Below are 14734 nucleotides of genomic sequence, written 5' to 3' on the forward strand. Positions count from 1 at the left end.
CGACGGGCGGAACAAGTGCAACGCGAACAAATCGGAGCTTTCTATGACCTTAACGACCGGCGACGTTCTTCCCGGCGCGACTTTCCTCGCCGTGGGCGATGAAGGGCCGCAACCCGTGAGCCTTGGCGACAAGATGAAGGGCCGCAAGATCGTGATCTTCGCCGTGCCTGGCGCCTATACCGGCGTCTGCACCACCGCGCATGTGCCCAGCTTCATCCGCACCAAGGACCAATTCGCCGAAAAGGGCGTGGACGAGATCATCTGCGTCTCGGTCAACGATCCCTTCGTCATGCAGGCTTGGGGCGAGGCAACGGGCGCGACCGATGCAGGGCTGACCATGCTGGCCGATCCGGAAGCCGCCTTCACGCAGGCGATCGAGATGGACTTCACTGCGCCGCCCGCGGGTCTCATCAACCGCTCGAAGCGCTACGCGATGCTCGTCGAGGATGGTGTGGTCAAGCACCTGAATGTCGAGGAAAGCCCCGGCACCTGCGAGGCCTCGGCAGGCGAGGGCCTTCTCGCGGAACTCTGATCCGCCGCCCTGACAAAATGAAAACGCCCGGCCAAGGAGCCGGGCGTTTTTCGTTTAGTCTTCGTCTTTTTCGACCGGTTCGGTCAGACGCATCACCGGGCGCCCGATGTCGCGGTCGACTTCGGCCACGCCCTCGGCCAGCGAATCCAGCGCACCGGCCAGTTCGATATCGAGGACGCTGATGCCGCCGCAATCGTGGGTCGTCAGCGTGATTTCGAGCTTGTTGTAGACATTGCGCCAGTCGGGATGGTGATCCATCTTCTCGGCGCAGAGCGCGGCTTGGCTCATGAAGCCCCACGCGGCGGAGAAATCCTTGAAGAGAAGCCGCTTGATCAGGGCATCCTGCCCATCGGCCGCGCGCCATCCGGTATCTTCAAGCGCGTTCAGCAGCGCCTTGCGTTCCTCGGGTTCGAGCTTCGATGTCATCGCTTACTCCCTGATGCGTTAAGCTGGCCCGCAGCCTTGCAGCCCCGGGCCGCCAGTTCAAGCGGCACCGCTTTCGCGGGTCACGCTGCGGGTCTCGATTTTCGGCACCTGCACCACTTCGAGTGTGCGCGTGGGGAAGGGGATGCCGATATCGTTCGCGTCGAACTCCACCTTGATCTTGCGGGTATATTCCGCCTGCAGGCCCCAGAAATCTTCCGTCTTGGCCCAGACGCGGAAGGTGAAATCGACCGAGCTGTCGCCCAGTTGCTTCACCCGGATCACGGGCGCGGGCTCCGGCAGGGCGCGCGGATCGGAGAGCGAGATATTCTCCAGCACTTCCTGCGTCTTCTTCAGGTCCGCGTCATAGGCGACGCCGATGGTCAGATCCATCATCCGCGTCGGGTTGGCGGAGAAATTGGTGATCGCGCTCGACCAGATATCGCTGTTGGGCACGATGATCTGGATGCCGTCATAGGTCGTCAGCACCGTGTAAAAGAGCTGGATCTCGGTCACCGTGCCGCTTTCCGAGCCCGCCGCGATGAAATCGCCTTGGCGGAACGGGCGGAACAGAATGATCATCACGCCCGCGGCAAGGTTCGACAGCGTGCCCTGCAGCGCCAGACCGATAGCCAGACCGGCGGCACCGACAAGGGCGGCCAGCGAGGTGGTGTGAATACCGAAGCGGTTGAGGATGAAGATCACCCCGATCGCGAGGATCAGGTATTTCACCATATTGCCGAGGAAGCCGAAGAGCGTGTCGTCCAGCCGTTTGTAGCGCTGCGACAGCGCCACGATGCGCCGTTTGGCCCAAGCCGAGATCGCCATCGCGACCAGCAGGATCACCAGCGCAGCCACCACATTCACCGCAACCATGATGGCCGCATCGATCCGATCCTGCGTTAGCCACGCGCTGACATCGGTCAGGTCATTCAAATTCATTCATCGCTCCCGCTCAAACGTCTTTGACATCGTTACTTATCACGCCTGCTCGTCGCTTCCACCCGAGGGGGCTCGGAACGGGCCCATTTCGGTGAGAACCTCGATATCTTCGTCCACGGCGGCGCGTTCGGCCTCCAGATACTCCGCGACCGCCCCGCGCAGACCTTCATGGCCGATCCAATGCGCGGAATAGGTCGGAACGGGCAGGTAGCCGCGCGCCAGCTTATGTTCGCCCTGCGCCCCGGCCTCGACCCGGCTCAGCTTGTGCGCGATCGCGTAATCGACCGCCTGATGGTAGCAAAGCTCGAAGTGCAGGAAGGGGTGATCCTCGATACAGCCCCAATAGCGCCCGAACAGCGCATCGCGCCCGATCAGGTTCAGCGCGCCCGCAATCGGGCGGTCTCCGTTCATCGCAAGCACCAGAAGCACGTCGTCGCGCATCTCGTGCAGAAGATCGAAGAAGGCGCGGCTCAGGTACGGGCGGCCCCATTTCCGCGCGCCAGTGTCCTGATAGAACTGCCAGAACGCATCCCAATGCTCGGGCCGGATATCGTCGCCGGTCAGCTGAACGATCTCGCCGCCGAAAGCCTGTGCCCGCTGGCGTTCCTTGCGCAGCGTCTTGCGCTTGCGCGAACTCAGTTCGCCGAGGAACTGGTCGAAGCTCTCGTAACCCTCGTTGAACCAGTGGAATTGCTGCCCGATCCGCGGCAGCCAGCCCGCCTCGGCGGCAAGCGCCGCCTCGTCCTCGGTGCAAAACGTCATATGGACCGAAGATACCCCGGCCCCTTCGGCGATCTGCGCCATCCCGGCCAGAAGCGCGCGGCCGCCGGCCTCTTCCAGCCCCGGCAGAACCAGCAGACGTCGTCCGGCTACGGGGGTGAAGGGCACCGCGCATTGCAGCTTGGGGTAATAGCGCCCGCCCGCACGCTCGAACGCATCGGCCCAGCCGTGATCGAAGACATATTCGCCTTGGCTGTGCGATTTCACGTAGAGCGGCGCGACGCCGATCACCCGATCGCCCATCCGCGCCACAAGATGCCGTGCGTCCCAGCCCGTCCCCGGCCCGACCGAGCCGGAAGCCTCGAGGGCAGCAAGAAACCGATGCGTGGTGAACGGGTCGAACGCCCGCTCCCCATCCCCGATTTCGGGGCAGGCACAGGCGTTCCAGTCTTCTTCACTTATTTCGGAAATATCCGAATAAAGCGTGATTTCAACGCTTTGATCCATTTTATCCCGGGTGGTTAGGCCATCCTTTGCCTGAATCTGTGCTCGACGCGCGCGGCGTCAAGCCGGAAGCGCCGAGAGGTAGCCCTCGAAGGTCACGTTATCGGCCACCCGACGCGCGAGAGCCTCCTCGTCGACCGAGCGGATCGTCCAGCACAGAACCGGCACGCCGAGCGATTTCAGCTCACTCACCCGAAGCGCGTTCAGGTCCTTCGCCTCATGCGAGATGAAGGCCGCGCCGACGCGCTCGAAATCGGGAATATGGCGCAGCTCGTCGCCGCGCGCTGCGGGCAGCAGCGCCCAGTCATTGGGCTGATAGGCCGAGGTCGTCAGCCCGACCGGAACGCCCGGGGCCAGTTCGCCGAATGCCGCCACCGCATGGGGGTTGAAGGACATCACCGCAACCGGGCCTTCGTAATCGCGCAGCAACAGCGCCGTAGCTTCTTCCAGCGGGCCGATCTGCTGGCCGAGCGCGCCGTCCTGATCCTTGATCTCGACCAGAAGCGGCACCTGCCCGTCCACGATCTTCAGCACTTCGGCGAGGGTCGGAATGCCCTCCTGCGTGCCGCTCAGATGGATCGCGCCAAGTTCTGCCGACGTGCGCTGGCGCACCGGGCCGCGCTCTGCGGTCAGCCGGTCCAGCGCGTAGTCGTGAAACACCATCGGCACGCCATCGGCCGAGAGTTGCACGTCGATCTCGATCCCGTAGCCCGCCGCGATGGCCGCGCGGATTGCGCCGCGGCTGTTTTCTGGGCGCCCGAGCGTGTAGTCGTGCAGCGCCCGATGCGCGATCGGAAGCCGGAGAAAATCAGGATGCAATGCCATCACGCGACCTCGAAAATCGCCTCGATTTCGACCGCGACGCCCATCGGCAGCGAGGCCGCCGAGACCGCCGAACGCGCGTGACGCCCCGCATCGCCGAAGACTTCGACCATCAGGTCCGAACAGCCGTTCACGACCTTGGGCTGATCGGTGAACTCAGGCGTCGAATTCACGAAGCCCACCAGCTTCACCACGCGGAGCTTGTCGAGATCACCAATGGCCGCTTTCGCCTGCGCGATCAGCGCCAGCCCGCAGAACCGCGCCGCCATCGCGCCCTCTTCGACATCCATCCCGTCGCCGAGCTTGCCGCGGATCAGCCCCTCGGGCCCGTTCGAGATCTGTCCCGAGACGAACAGTTGATTGCCGGTGCGCACGAAGGGCACGTAGTTTGCCGCCGGGGCCGGGGCATCGGGAAGGTGAATTCCCAGCTCTTCGAGACGTGCTTCGATCTTGGCCATTGCGCCCTCCATGAAATTTCGCGGCGAGGCTAGGCGCGCGCCTGTTTCCCCGCAAGCGGATTCGCGTCTCTTCTTCTTGATCGAAATATCCCGGGAGCGCGCAGTATGCGCGGGGGCAGAGCCCCCTCTGCCTCAGGCCACCAGCGCCTCGGCCTTCTTCAGGTCGACCGAAACGAGCTGGCTCACGCCCTGCTCCTGCATCGTCACCCCGAACAGCCGGTCCATCCGCGCCATCGTCACCGCGTGGTGGGTGATGATCAGGAAGCGCGTATCGGTGCGCCGCGTCATCTCGTCGAGCAGGTCGCAGAAGCGCGTCACATTGGCGTCATCGAGCGGCGCGTCGACCTCGTCGAGCACGCAGATCGGGGCGGGGTTGGCCATGAAGACCGCGAAGATCAGCGCCATTGCGGTCAGCGTCTGCTCACCACCCGACAGCAGCGACAGCGTGGACAGCTTTTTGCCCGGCGGTTGGCACATGATCTCGAGACCGGCCTCCAGCGGGTCGTCGCTTTCGACCAGCTGCAGGTTCGCCGAGCCGCCGCCGAAGAGGTGGGTGAACAGCGTGCGGAAGTTCTCGTTCACCTGCTCGAACGCGGTCAGAAGACGCTCGCGCCCTTCGCGGTTGAGGCCGGAAATCCCGGCGCGCAGCTTGCGGATCGCCTCTTCGAGATCGGATTTCTCCTGCACCAGCGCGTCATGCTCTTCCTGCACCTCGCGGGCGTCTTCCTCGGCGCGCAGGTTCACCGCACCAAGGCTCTCGCGCAGGCGCTTGAGCCGGTTCACCTCGTTGTCCAGATTCTCCGCGTCGGGCATCTTCTCGGGATCGGCGTCGAGGCTTGCCAACAGGTCCTGCGGCGACTTCTCGGTCTCCTCCAGGATACGTTCGGCGGCATAGGCGACGGTTTCGCGGGCCGCATCGACGCGGGCTTCGGCGCGGGCGCGGGCTTCGCGCGCCTCACCGGCAAGACGTTCGGATTCGCGCTCGGCCAGCTGCGCTTCGCGCAGGGCGCTTTCCGCGCCCGACAGCTTGTCCGACGCTTCGGCCTGACGCGCTTCGGCGGTGGCGATGGCCTCCGACAGCTCGGCGCGTTTCGCAGACAGTTCCTCGGGCGCGGCGGAGGCATCCTTCAACTCCGCCTCGCTCTCGATCTTGCGGGTTTCCAGCTCGGCGGAGCGTTTCTCGGCGGTCTCCAAGCGGTGCCGCCAGCCGGAGATTTCCTTGGTGATCTCCTGCCGACGCTTCAGCCGCGCTTCGCCCTCGCGACGGATTTCGTCATGGGCGGAGCGCTTGGTCATCATCGTCATGCGCGCCGCTTCAACGGTCATCTTCACCGCCTCGACGTCGCCGCGCGCGGCGTCCAGATCGGGCAGGGAGGATTGCGCATTCTCCGCTTCGCGCAGTGCCATCCGCGCGCTGCCAGCCTCTTCCTCGTGGCGGGCGACGGCAAGCTGGGCGCTTTCCAGCTTGGAACTGGCGATGGAGCGATCGGCCTCGGCCCGGCTGAGCGCGCGGCCCGCTTCGGCCAGACGGCGATCGGCATCGCGGCGCGCCTCGCGGGCGGCGGCATCGGCGCGGGTGGCCTCGGCCAGCGCGGCGGTCAGTGCCTCATGGGCGGATTTCGCGCCCGAAGCGCGCGCCTCGGCCTCTTCCAGATCGCGCTTCAACTCCACCAGACGGTTGAGCTGTTGCAGGCGCAGCGCGGCGGCTGTCGGCGCATCCTCGGCGCCTGCGCGATAGCCGTCCCAGCGCCACAGGTCGCCCTCGGTCGAGACGAGCCGTTGGCCGGGGGCCAGTTGATCCTGCAGCCGCACGCCCTCGTCGTAATCCTCGACCAGACCGATCTGCGAAATCCGGCGGACCAGCACATCGGGCACATCCACATGAGCCGAGAGCGGCTCGACACCGACGGGCAGGGGCTGCGGCGCGGGATAGTCGGGCAGGGCTTGCCAGCCGGTCGCGTCATCCTCGCCCACTTCCGGCGCGCGCAGGTCATCGGCGAGCGCGGCACCGAGCGCCGCCTCGTAGCCGCGATCCACCCGGACGCGGTCGAGAATCTGCTGGCCGTTGGAGGCTTCGCGCTCGACCAGACGGGCCAGCGCCGACACTTCGGCCCGCAAGGCCCCCGCTTCGCCCTCGGCTTCCGAGCGTGCCGCCCGGGCCGCGCTTTCGCGGCCCTGCGCTTCGGCGCGCGCGTCATCAGCTTGGCCAAGCGCTTCCTCGGCGGCTTCGGCGGCGGCCTGCGCCTGTGTCTGAGCGCCTTCGGCCGCCTCGAATTCCGTATTCGCCTTCGCAAGCGCGGCGGCAGCGGCCTCGGCGGCCTGCTTCGCCTGCGCCGCGGCGGCTTCGGATTTCTCCGCCGTCGCGCGGTTGTCGGTGACGAGGCGCTGGGACGACTGGTGGCGGGCGGCGAGCCGCGCGACATCCTCGGTCAGCTCCGAAAGTTGCGCCTCGCGCTCCTGCAAAATCTGCGCGGCCTCATGGGCGGCATCGACCGCGGCCGCCAGCTTGTCTTCATGCCCCTCGGAGGCTTTCGCGATCTGGGATTGCTCCCATTCGAGCCGTCCGATCGTCTCGCCCGCATCGCGGTTGAGCCCCGCTTCGCGCTCCATGTCATGCACGAGCTGTTCGATCCGGGCCTTCAGCGTCTCGATCCGCGCGATCGCCTGATCTTCCTGATCCGAGAGCGCGTCACGCTGCACGGTGAGGCGTTGCAGGATCGCGCCCGCGATGGCCTCTTCCTCGCGCAGCGGCGGCAATGCGTCTTCCTTGCCCTGCCGCGCCTTCGCCGCCTCGCGGGAGGCTTTCTCGGCCTGCGCGGCCCCTGCGACCTTCTCGCGATGCGCCTCTTCGGCAGTGGTGCGGGCCAGATCGGCTTCGCGCCAGCGGCGATACAGCAGCATCCCCTCGGCGCGGCGCAGCTCTTCGCCGATGGTGCGGTAACGTGCGGCCTGGCGGGCCTGCCGGGCGAGGGTGGCCAGTTGCGAGGCGAGTTGCTCGATCACGTCATCGACGCGGGTCAGGTTCTGTTCCGCGCCGTTCAGCTTCAGCTCCGCTTCGTGGCGGCGCTGATAGAGGCCCGAAATCCCGGCCGCTTCCTCGAGGATACGGCGGCGGTTCTTCGGCTTGGCGTTGATCAGTTCGGAAATCTGGCCCTGCCGCACGAGCGCGGGCGAATGGGCGCCGGTCGAGGCGTCGGCGAACAGCATCTGCACGTCGCGGGCGCGCACGTCCTTGGAGTTTACCTTATAGGCCGAGCCCGCATCGCGGGTGATCCGGCGCACGATCTCCAGCCCGTCGCTGTCATTGAACCCGGAGGGCGCGAGCCGTTCGGTATTGTCGATCTGCAGTGCGACTTCTGCGAAATTGCGCGCGCCGCGCGACGAGGCGCCCGCGAAGATCACGTCTTCCATCCCGCCGCCGCGCATCGCCGAGGGGCGGTTCTCGCCCATCACCCAGCGCAGCGCTTCCAGGAGGTTCGACTTGCCGCAACCATTGGGTCCGACGACGCCGGTCAGCCCGTCATGGATCACGAGATCCGTGGGGTCCACGAAGCTCTTGAAACCGTTGAGACGAAGCCGAGAGAAGCGCAATTGCCGAACTTTCCGAATCTGACTGAGTTCTGAGGAGTGTCCGTAGAGCAGGCCTGCGAGTCAATGGAAAGACACCGCATCTGGCGATGATGGGGCTGTTATCCACAATATATTGGCGCATTCTTGCGCAGGTATCGGGGGTGCGAGATGCCCGTCGACGCAGTCGGGTATGCACCTCCGCTGTCTTTTCCTTTTGATCGCGGAGGCTTAGCATCAGGTGCGTCCCAAGGAGCCGTCCGATGATCCCAGCCCTGTCCCTGATCCTCGCCTGCCAACTCGCCGGCGAGATCCTGTCCCGTGCTTTGCAACTGCCGCTTCCCGGCCCGGTTCTGGGGATGATCTTCCTGCTTTTGCTCATGAGCCTCTCGGGCAAGGTGCAACAGATCGTGCGCCCCACGGCCCAGTTCGTCTTGCAACACCTGTCGCTTCTCTTCGTGCCTGCGGGCGTGGGGATCGTCGCGCATCTCGGCGCGCTGCGCGAGCATGGGCTGGGGCTGGCGGTCGCGTTGGTGGTGTCGACCATGCTGGCGATCGTGGTCGGGGCGGCGGCCTTCGTCGCGGTGGCGAAGCTGACCCGGAGCGATGTCGATGACTGATCCGTTCAAGCTCTGGTCCTACCTGTCCTCCGAACCGCTGCTGTGGCTGTGGGCGACGCTGATCGCCTATTGGATCGGGGATACGATTTTCGGGCGCTTGAACCGCAGCCCCTTCGCCAATCCGGTGATGATCGCGGTGGTGATCCTCGGCGCGGTGCTCCTGATGACGGATACGCCCTATCAGCGCTATTTCGACGGGGCGCAATTCGTGCACTTCATGCTGGGCCCGGCGACGGTCTGTCTCGCGGTGCCGCTGCATGCGAACCTGCCCAAGGTGAAACGCGCGCTTCTGCCGATCGCGGCGGGTCTGGCGGCGGGGTCGGTCACGGCCATCGTCTCGGTTCTGGCGATTGCAAAGGCGATGGGCGCGGGGCCTGAACTGCTCGCCTCGCTCGCGCCGAAATCGGTGACGGCCCCGGTGGCTATCGGGATTTCGCAATCGCTTGGTGGCGAGCCGTCGCTGACCGCGGCGCTGGTGATCCTGACCGGCATGATCGGGGCGATCACGGTGACGCCGATGCTCAACCTGCTGGGCTTTCGCGACTGGCGGGCGCGGGGCTTCGCGGTGGGTGTGGCCGCACACGGCATCGGCACGGCGCGCGCCTTCCAGGTGCATGAGACTGCGGGCGCGTTTGCGTCCATCGGCATGGGGCTGAACGCGGTGCTGACCGCTTTCCTCGCGCCGGTGGTGCTGAGTTACTTCGGCTAATCGCCGTCCGTCAGTATTGGCGCGGTGGGCGCGCCTTGTAGACCGGAAGCTTCCAGCCGAAGCGCAGCGATCCGGCCCGCAGCGCAAAGGTAACGCCGCCGCAGATCATCAGCGCTATCAGCGTATCCGCCCCGAGGGCCGTCGCGATTACCGCGCTCATGGCCCCCGCAAACGCGCAGGACAGATACAGCTCGCCCTGTTTGAGCACCAGCGGCACCTCGTTGCAGACCACGTCACGCATCAAGCCGCCGAACGTGCCGGTGGCGATGCCCATGATCAGCACGATCACCGGGCCATGCTCCAGTCGCATCGTGATCGCCACGCCTGCAGGCACCGCGACCGCCAATGCGCAGGCGTCGAGCCACAGCAGCGCGCGGTAGCGGCTTTCCAGAAGATGCGCGGTGAAGAAGACGACCACCGCCGCTCCTGCCGCGATCAGCACATAGGTCGGATCGCCGACCCAGAAAACCGGGTCGCGGCCCAGTAGCAGATCGCGCAACGTGCCGCCGCCGATAGCGGTCAGCGCGGCAATGAAGATGAAGCCCACGAGATCGAGCTGCTGGCGCGAGGCGACCAGAGCCCCGGTCAGCGCGAAGACCAGCACCGAGGCGTAATCCAGCGCAGCCCCCAAGGGAAACTCCCCCAGCCAGTCGGGCAGGGCGGTCATTTTTGCTTCGCCGGTTTGAAGGGCTCCATCCCGGCGCGGGCGAGCTCGTCGGCGCGCTCGTTTTCGGGGTGGCCCGCATGGCCCTTGATCCATTCCCACGTCACGCGATGGCGGCGCTGCGCCTCGTCCAGCCGCTGCCAGAGATCGACATTCTTCACCGGCTTCTTCGCCGCGGTCTTCCAGCCGTTGCGCTTCCAGCCGTGAATCCAGCCGGTCACGCCGTTCTTCACGTAAGCGGAGTCGGTGGTGATCGTGATCGCGGTGTCGCGGGTCAGGGTCTCCAGCGCGTTGATCGCGGCCAGAAGCTCCATCCGGTTATTGGTGGTCTCGGCCTCGCCGCCCTTCAGCTCGCGCTCCTTGACGACGCTTTCGCCGTCCATCGCGCGCATCAAGACGCCCCAGCCGCCGGGGCCGGGATTGCCGCTGCAGGCACCGTCCGTCCATGCGAAAAGCTCAGGCATCGAGACCCACATAGCCGTCGAGCGCTGCGATCCGGTCGAGCCAGCGGCGCAGCGCCGGGAAGGGCTCGAGATCATAACCGCCGCGGGTCTCGGCGGTATGGGTGTAAGCGTAAAGGCAGATATCGGCGAGGCTCATCGTGTCGCCCGCGAGCCAATCGGCCTGCTCCAGCCGCTGCTCCATGATGCCCAGCAGGACGTGGCCGCGCACTTCCAGCGCGTCGAGCGTCTCTTGCGTGCGCTCATGCGCGCGATGCGGATAGCACAGGATCGCGGCGCGCACGGCGATGACGCCCTCGTGCTGGTTCTGCTCCCAGAACATCCACGACAGCATCTGCGCCCGGACGAAACGATCCTCCGGCACGAAGCGCGAGCCCTCGCCGAGATAGGTCAGGATCGCGTTGGACTCCGCGAGCACCCGCCCGTCGTCGAGATGCAGCGCCGGCGCCCGCCCGAAGGGCAGCGCGCCGCTCTCGTGAGCCTCGGCCAAGGCGTCGGTGTCATACTCGACATCGATCTTGTCGTAGTTCTGGCCCAGCAGCGCCATCAGCAGGCGCACCTTGTAGCTGTTGCCCGAGGAGGGCATCGAATAAAGCTTCATCTCGTTCAGGTCCTCACAAGCGCGATCAGGCAGGCGACGACGACGACCGTCAGGCCGATGCGCAGTTTGAGCCACCAGCGCGGTGTGTGGCCGAATTTCTGGAACAGCCAGTCGAGCGGCAAGAGCGCGAGGAAGCCCAGGATCAGCACGAAATTCACCGGCATCCCGAGCGCCACGAAGGCGATGAAGAAGATGACCGGAGCGACGGCGAGGAAATAGCCGGTCTCCCATTCCGCGCTCGCGGCGAAGCCCCAGAGGCTGCCCGCCATGAAGCAGAAGATCATCAAACCATAGGCGAGCACCGCCACGCGCGGGTCCGCGATGAAGGCGAATTGGCCGGTCTGCACGACCAGCACGCCCCAAAGGAACGGGATCAGCCCGGCAAGGCCAAGAATCAGCGCGCCGCCGGGGATTTTCGGGCCGATTTCGCGCATCACGACGCCTCTCTCAGCACGCGGGGCACCTTGAATTCGATATCCTCGCGGGCGGTTTCGATCTGGTCGACGGTCAGGTCATAGCGCTGGCGGAAAGCGTCGATCACCTCGTCGATCAGCACTTCCGGCGCGCTCGCGCCCGCGGTCACGCCGACCGTCTGCACACCCTCCAGCGCGCGCCAGTCGATATCTGCGGCGCGCTGCACCAGCTGCGAATAGGCGCAGCCCGAGGCTTTGCCAACCTCGACCAGACGGCGCGAGTTGGACGAGTTCGGCGCGCCGATCACGAGCAGCGCGTCGATCTGATCGGCCATCGCCTTCACCGATGCCTGACGGTTGGTGGTGGCGTAGCAGATGTCTTCCTTCGCGGGGCCGACGATCTTCGGGAACCGGTCCTGCAGCGCGGCCACGATCGCCGCCGTGTCATCGACCGACAGCGTGGTTTGGGTGATGAAGGCCAGCCTATCGGGATCGCGCGGCGTGATCTTGGCGACGTCCTCGACCGTCTCGACCAGCAGCACCTCGCCATCTGGCAGCTGCCCCATCGTGCCCAGCACTTCCGGGTGGCCCGCGTGGCCGATCATGACCATCTGCAGCCCCTCGTTCGAGTGCCGCTCGGCTTCCTTGTGGACCTTGCTCACCAGCGGGCAGGTCGCGTCGACATAGATCATCTCGCGCCGCGAGGCCTCGGCGGGGACCGATTTCGGTACGCCATGGGCCGAGAAGATCACCGGGCGGTCATCGGGGCATTCGTCGAGCTCTTCCACGAAGACCGCGCCTTGGTCGCGCAGGCTGTCGACGACGTATTTGTTATGCACGATCTCGTGGCGCACATAGACCGGTGCGCCCCATTTCTCGATCGCCATCTCGACGATCTTGATCGCCCGGTCGACGCCCGCGCAAAAGCCGCGCGGGGCCGCCAGATAAAGGGTCAGGGAGGGTTTCATCGCGCGCTCCTTTGTTCGGGTTCAGACCTAAAGCCCCGTCCGCCTCGCGTCCAGAGGCGATCAGCTTGCGAGTTTGATCGCTTCCGCCGTCAGCCAGGCCAGCACCGCGTAACGTCCGGCTTTCGCGATGAAGACCAGCGGAATGAAAAGCCAGAGCGACATGCGCAGGATGCCGGAGATCAGGCAGATCAGATCGCCGCCGGGCGCCCAGCTCAACAGCAATAGCCCGATCCCCCAGCGCTCGAACCAGCGATGGCCGCGCGCGAGCTGCGCTTCGGAGGCGGGAAACCATTTGCGGTCTTTCCAGTGGGTGACGCCCAGTCCGATCACGTAGGTGACGAGCGAGCCGATCGTGTTTCCCACGGCGGCGATGAGGATCATCAGCCAGATATTCTGGGTGCCAAGCGTCTGCAGCGCGACGAATACGAGCTCCGACTGGAACGGGATCGGCGTCGCCGCCAGCAGCGCCGAGACGAAGAGGCCGAAGAGGGAGACGTTTTCGAGCATAGAGCTTTCCGCGAAAGGCAAAGGGCGCGCAGGTGATCTGCACGCCCCTTCAATCACGAATTACGGGTCGCGTCAGGCCCCTGATCAGCTCTCGTCGCCGTTCTCGTCCTCGCGCGGCTCACGCGGCGGGCGACCGATCACTTCGCGCAGCGCGTCGAGTTCGATGAAATTGTCGGCCTGACGGCGCAGCTCGTCGGCGATCATCGGCGGCTGCGAGCGGATCGTCGAGACGACCGAGACGCGGCAGCCCTGACGCTGAAGGCTTTCGATCAGCGGACGGAAATCGCCATCGCCCGAGAACAGCACGATATGATCGAGGCGCGGTGCGAGTTCCATCGCATCGACGGCCAGCTCGATATCCATATTGCCCTTCACCTTCCGGCGACCCATGGAATCCGTGTATTCCTTGGCCGGTTTGGTGACCATCGCGAATCCGTTGTAATTCAGCCAATCCACGAGCGGTCGGATCGGCGAATATTCTTCACTCTCCAGAAGAGCGGTGTAATAGAACGCGCGGACGAGTTTACCGCGACGTTCGAATTCTTGTCTCAACAGCTTGTAATCAATATCAAAGCCAAGCGCCTTGGCGGCCGCATAGAGATTAGATCCGTCAATGAACAGGGCGAGCCGTTCGTCCTTGTAGAACATACAGTCCTCTTGCACAGGTAGGGTGGACCAGTTCGCGCAGGTGCCGATACGGAAAGTATAGCCGCATCAATTGTGTTGCACAGGCGGGGAGGGCCGACCAGATTTATCTAGGACATATCGCATTTCGCGAGGGAAACGGAATCTGTCTTTATGGACACTAACTATTTGGTCGCTTTCGGGGCGAATCTACCAAGCCAATTCGGGTCTCCTCGCACTACGCTCTGCGCCGCGATCGAGCGGCTCGAGCAATTGGGGTTTTCCTTGGTTGCCGCCAGTCGGTTCTGGTCGACGCCTGCCGTTCCCGAAGGGTCCGGTCCCGATTTCGTGAACGCTTGTTGCAAAATGCGAAGCAGTTTGCAACCGCGCGATGCGCTCGCGCAACTTCATGGAGTCGAAGAAGAATTTGGCCGTGTGCGGGAAGGTCGTTGGAGCGCGCGTGTTGTCGATATCGACCTGATCGCCTCGGAGGATCGGGTTCTGCCAGATCGCGAGAGCTTTCTGCGCTGGAAAAACCTTCCGCCGGAGGCGCAGCAGCGCGAGGCTCCGACCGACCTGATCCTGCCGCATCCGCGCTTGCAGGACAGGGCCTTCGTGCTGATTCCCCTTGCCGAAATCGCACCGCTCTGGCGCCACCCGATCACGGGCGACAGCGTGATGGAAATGCTCGCCGCCCTTCCCGAGGCGGAAAAAACCCCGATTTCCCCTCTGTAACGTGGTCAAAACCCTGCGGACGGGCCGGATGGGCGCTTGTGTTTCTGCACTGCAAAGCCTAAGTAGGGCCCTCAATCCGAGTTCTTCTGGAGAGATTCATGGCCCGCGTGACGGTTGAAGATTGCGTTGACAAGGTTCCGAACCGCTTCGAGCTGGTAATGCTCGCTTCGCATCGTGCCCGCGAAATCGCTGCCGGCGCTCCCCTCACGGTCGAGCGTGACAACGATAAAAACCCCGTCGTCGCTCTGCGCGAAATCGCCGAGGAGACCCAATCGGCCGAGGATCTGCGTGAGCGTCTCATCGAGAGCAACCAGACCCAGATCGAGGTCGACGAGCCCGAAGAGGACTCGATGGCGATGCTCATGGGTGGCGAGTCCCCTGATCGTGCCGTCGAAGACGACATGAGCGAAGAGCGTATGCTGCGCGCGCTGATGGACGCGCAGGGGCGCGAGTAATCCACTGAT

General features: G+C 64.9%; 18 protein-coding genes. 5 read left to right on the forward strand and 13 right to left on the reverse strand.

Annotated features, from left to right (window positions below; all coding sequences use genetic code 11):
- The first annotated feature begins 43 nt into the window (after positions 1–43).
- Positions 44–532, forward strand: a complete 489-nt coding sequence (locus tag BMI86_RS12535; protein WP_078522341.1) for a peroxiredoxin — start codon at positions 44–46, stop codon at positions 530–532.
- Between the two features lie 54 nt (positions 533–586).
- On the opposite strand, the gene BMI86_RS12540 is transcribed toward BMI86_RS12535, so the two are convergent.
- From BMI86_RS12540 to smc, 6 genes are all read right to left on the reverse strand, one after another.
- Complete coding sequence (locus tag BMI86_RS12540; protein WP_078541694.1) at positions 587–958, reverse strand: 4a-hydroxytetrahydrobiopterin dehydratase; 372 nt, start codon at positions 956–958, stop codon at positions 587–589.
- A 57-nt stretch (positions 959–1015) separates the two neighbouring features.
- Positions 1016–1897, reverse strand: a complete 882-nt coding sequence (locus BMI86_RS12545; protein ID WP_078541695.1) for a mechanosensitive ion channel domain-containing protein — start codon at positions 1895–1897, stop codon at positions 1016–1018.
- A 39-nt stretch (positions 1898–1936) separates the two neighbouring features.
- Complete coding sequence (locus BMI86_RS12550) at positions 1937–3124, reverse strand: GNAT family N-acetyltransferase (protein ID WP_078541696.1); 1188 nt, start codon at positions 3122–3124, stop codon at positions 1937–1939.
- 57 nt (positions 3125–3181) lie between these two features.
- A complete protein-coding gene (locus BMI86_RS12555) occupies positions 3182–3949 on the reverse strand; it encodes a glycerophosphodiester phosphodiesterase family protein (protein ID WP_078541697.1) in 768 nt (255 codons plus the stop codon).
- Positions 3946–4401, reverse strand: coding sequence for a RidA family protein (locus BMI86_RS12560; protein WP_078541698.1), 456 nt, complete (start codon positions 4399–4401; stop codon positions 3946–3948). Before BMI86_RS12560 ends, BMI86_RS12555 begins: the two co-directional genes overlap by 4 nt.
- Before the next feature lie 132 nt (positions 4402–4533).
- A complete protein-coding gene (smc, locus tag BMI86_RS12565; protein ID WP_078541699.1) occupies positions 4534–7992 on the reverse strand; it encodes a chromosome segregation protein SMC in 3459 nt (1152 codons plus the stop codon).
- Between the two features lie 239 nt (positions 7993–8231).
- Between smc and BMI86_RS12570 the strand changes: the two genes are divergently transcribed.
- Both BMI86_RS12570 and BMI86_RS12575 read left to right on the forward strand, forming a co-directional pair.
- A complete protein-coding gene (locus BMI86_RS12570) occupies positions 8232–8588 on the forward strand; it encodes a CidA/LrgA family protein (protein WP_078541700.1) in 357 nt (118 codons plus the stop codon).
- Positions 8581–9297, forward strand: coding sequence for an LrgB family protein (locus BMI86_RS12575; RefSeq protein ID WP_078541701.1), 717 nt, complete (start codon positions 8581–8583; stop codon positions 9295–9297). Before BMI86_RS12570 ends, BMI86_RS12575 begins: the two co-directional genes overlap by 8 nt.
- Positions 9298–9307: 10 nt before the next feature.
- On the opposite strand, the gene BMI86_RS12580 is transcribed toward BMI86_RS12575, so the two are convergent.
- From BMI86_RS12580 to BMI86_RS12610, 7 genes are all read right to left on the reverse strand, one after another.
- Positions 9308–9964 (reverse strand): trimeric intracellular cation channel family protein, encoded by a 657-nt coding sequence (locus BMI86_RS12580; protein ID WP_078541702.1) that lies wholly within the window; start codon positions 9962–9964, stop codon positions 9308–9310.
- Positions 9961–10425 carry a ribonuclease HI gene (gene rnhA / locus BMI86_RS12585; protein WP_078541767.1) on the reverse strand — a complete coding sequence of 155 codons (465 nt, stop codon included), beginning with the start codon at positions 10423–10425 and terminating at the stop codon, positions 9961–9963. The genes BMI86_RS12580 and rnhA overlap by 4 nt, the downstream gene beginning before the upstream one ends.
- Complete coding sequence (locus BMI86_RS12590; RefSeq protein WP_078541703.1) at positions 10418–11023, reverse strand: glutathione S-transferase family protein; 606 nt, start codon at positions 11021–11023, stop codon at positions 10418–10420. The genes rnhA and BMI86_RS12590 overlap by 8 nt, the downstream gene beginning before the upstream one ends.
- Before the next feature lie 5 nt (positions 11024–11028).
- The gene (locus tag BMI86_RS12595; RefSeq protein ID WP_078541704.1) at positions 11029–11457 is read right to left on the reverse strand and encodes a DUF3429 domain-containing protein; all 429 of its coding nucleotides are present in this window, start codon (positions 11455–11457) and stop codon (positions 11029–11031) included.
- On the reverse strand, positions 11457–12404 hold the full coding sequence (ispH, locus tag BMI86_RS12600; protein ID WP_078541705.1) for a 4-hydroxy-3-methylbut-2-enyl diphosphate reductase: 948 nt from the start codon (positions 12402–12404) through the stop codon (positions 11457–11459). Before ispH ends, BMI86_RS12595 begins: the two co-directional genes overlap by 1 nt.
- A gap of 60 nt (positions 12405–12464) precedes the next feature.
- Positions 12465–12911, reverse strand: a complete 447-nt coding sequence (locus tag BMI86_RS12605; RefSeq protein WP_078541706.1) for a YqaA family protein — start codon at positions 12909–12911, stop codon at positions 12465–12467.
- A gap of 84 nt (positions 12912–12995) precedes the next feature.
- Complete coding sequence (locus BMI86_RS12610; RefSeq protein WP_078541707.1) at positions 12996–13559, reverse strand: NYN domain-containing protein; 564 nt, start codon at positions 13557–13559, stop codon at positions 12996–12998.
- A 165-nt stretch (positions 13560–13724) separates the two neighbouring features.
- Between BMI86_RS12610 and folK the strand changes: the two genes are divergently transcribed.
- Together folK and rpoZ are read left to right on the forward strand one after the other, a co-directional pair.
- Positions 13725–14270 (forward strand): 2-amino-4-hydroxy-6-hydroxymethyldihydropteridine diphosphokinase, encoded by a 546-nt coding sequence (folK, locus tag BMI86_RS12615; RefSeq protein WP_246831706.1) that lies wholly within the window; start codon positions 13725–13727, stop codon positions 14268–14270.
- A gap of 98 nt (positions 14271–14368) precedes the next feature.
- Positions 14369–14725, forward strand: coding sequence for a DNA-directed RNA polymerase subunit omega (gene rpoZ / locus BMI86_RS12620; protein ID WP_078522357.1), 357 nt, complete (start codon positions 14369–14371; stop codon positions 14723–14725).
- Positions 14726–14734: the final 9 nt, after the last annotated feature.

Source organism: Thioclava sp. DLFJ5-1 (assembly GCF_002020115.1).
Lineage (GTDB): Bacteria > Pseudomonadota > Alphaproteobacteria > Rhodobacterales > Rhodobacteraceae > Thioclava > Thioclava sediminum.

Coding starts and splice junctions, on each gene's coding strand:
- rpoZ (WP_078522357.1), top strand. CDS start 14,369: ATGGCCCGCGTGACGGTTGAAGATTGCGTTGACAAGGTTCCGAACCGC.
- BMI86_RS12605 (WP_078541706.1), bottom strand. CDS start 12,911: ATGCTCGAAAACGTCTCCCTCTTCGGCCTCTTCGTCTCGGCGCTGCTG.
- BMI86_RS12610 (WP_078541707.1), bottom strand. CDS start 13,559: ATGTTCTACAAGGACGAACGGCTCGCCCTGTTCATTGACGGATCTAAT.
- BMI86_RS12560 (WP_078541698.1), bottom strand. CDS start 4,401: ATGGCCAAGATCGAAGCACGTCTCGAAGAGCTGGGAATTCACCTTCCC.
- BMI86_RS12570 (WP_078541700.1), top strand. CDS start 8,232: ATGATCCCAGCCCTGTCCCTGATCCTCGCCTGCCAACTCGCCGGCGAG.
- BMI86_RS12550 (WP_078541696.1), bottom strand. CDS start 3,124: ATGGATCAAAGCGTTGAAATCACGCTTTATTCGGATATTTCCGAAATA.
- BMI86_RS12580 (WP_078541702.1), bottom strand. CDS start 9,964: ATGACCGCCCTGCCCGACTGGCTGGGGGAGTTTCCCTTGGGGGCTGCG.
- BMI86_RS12540 (WP_078541694.1), bottom strand. CDS start 958: ATGACATCGAAGCTCGAACCCGAGGAACGCAAGGCGCTGCTGAACGCG.
- ispH (WP_078541705.1), bottom strand. CDS start 12,404: ATGAAACCCTCCCTGACCCTTTATCTGGCGGCCCCGCGCGGCTTTTGC.
- BMI86_RS12595 (WP_078541704.1), bottom strand. CDS start 11,457: ATGCGCGAAATCGGCCCGAAAATCCCCGGCGGCGCGCTGATTCTTGGC.
- BMI86_RS12535 (WP_078522341.1), top strand. CDS start 44: ATGACCTTAACGACCGGCGACGTTCTTCCCGGCGCGACTTTCCTCGCC.
- BMI86_RS12575 (WP_078541701.1), top strand. CDS start 8,581: ATGACTGATCCGTTCAAGCTCTGGTCCTACCTGTCCTCCGAACCGCTG.
- BMI86_RS12590 (WP_078541703.1), bottom strand. CDS start 11,023: ATGAAGCTTTATTCGATGCCCTCCTCGGGCAACAGCTACAAGGTGCGC.
- rnhA (WP_078541767.1), bottom strand. CDS start 10,425: ATGCCTGAGCTTTTCGCATGGACGGACGGTGCCTGCAGCGGCAATCCC.
- BMI86_RS12545 (WP_078541695.1), bottom strand. CDS start 1,897: ATGAATTTGAATGACCTGACCGATGTCAGCGCGTGGCTAACGCAGGAT.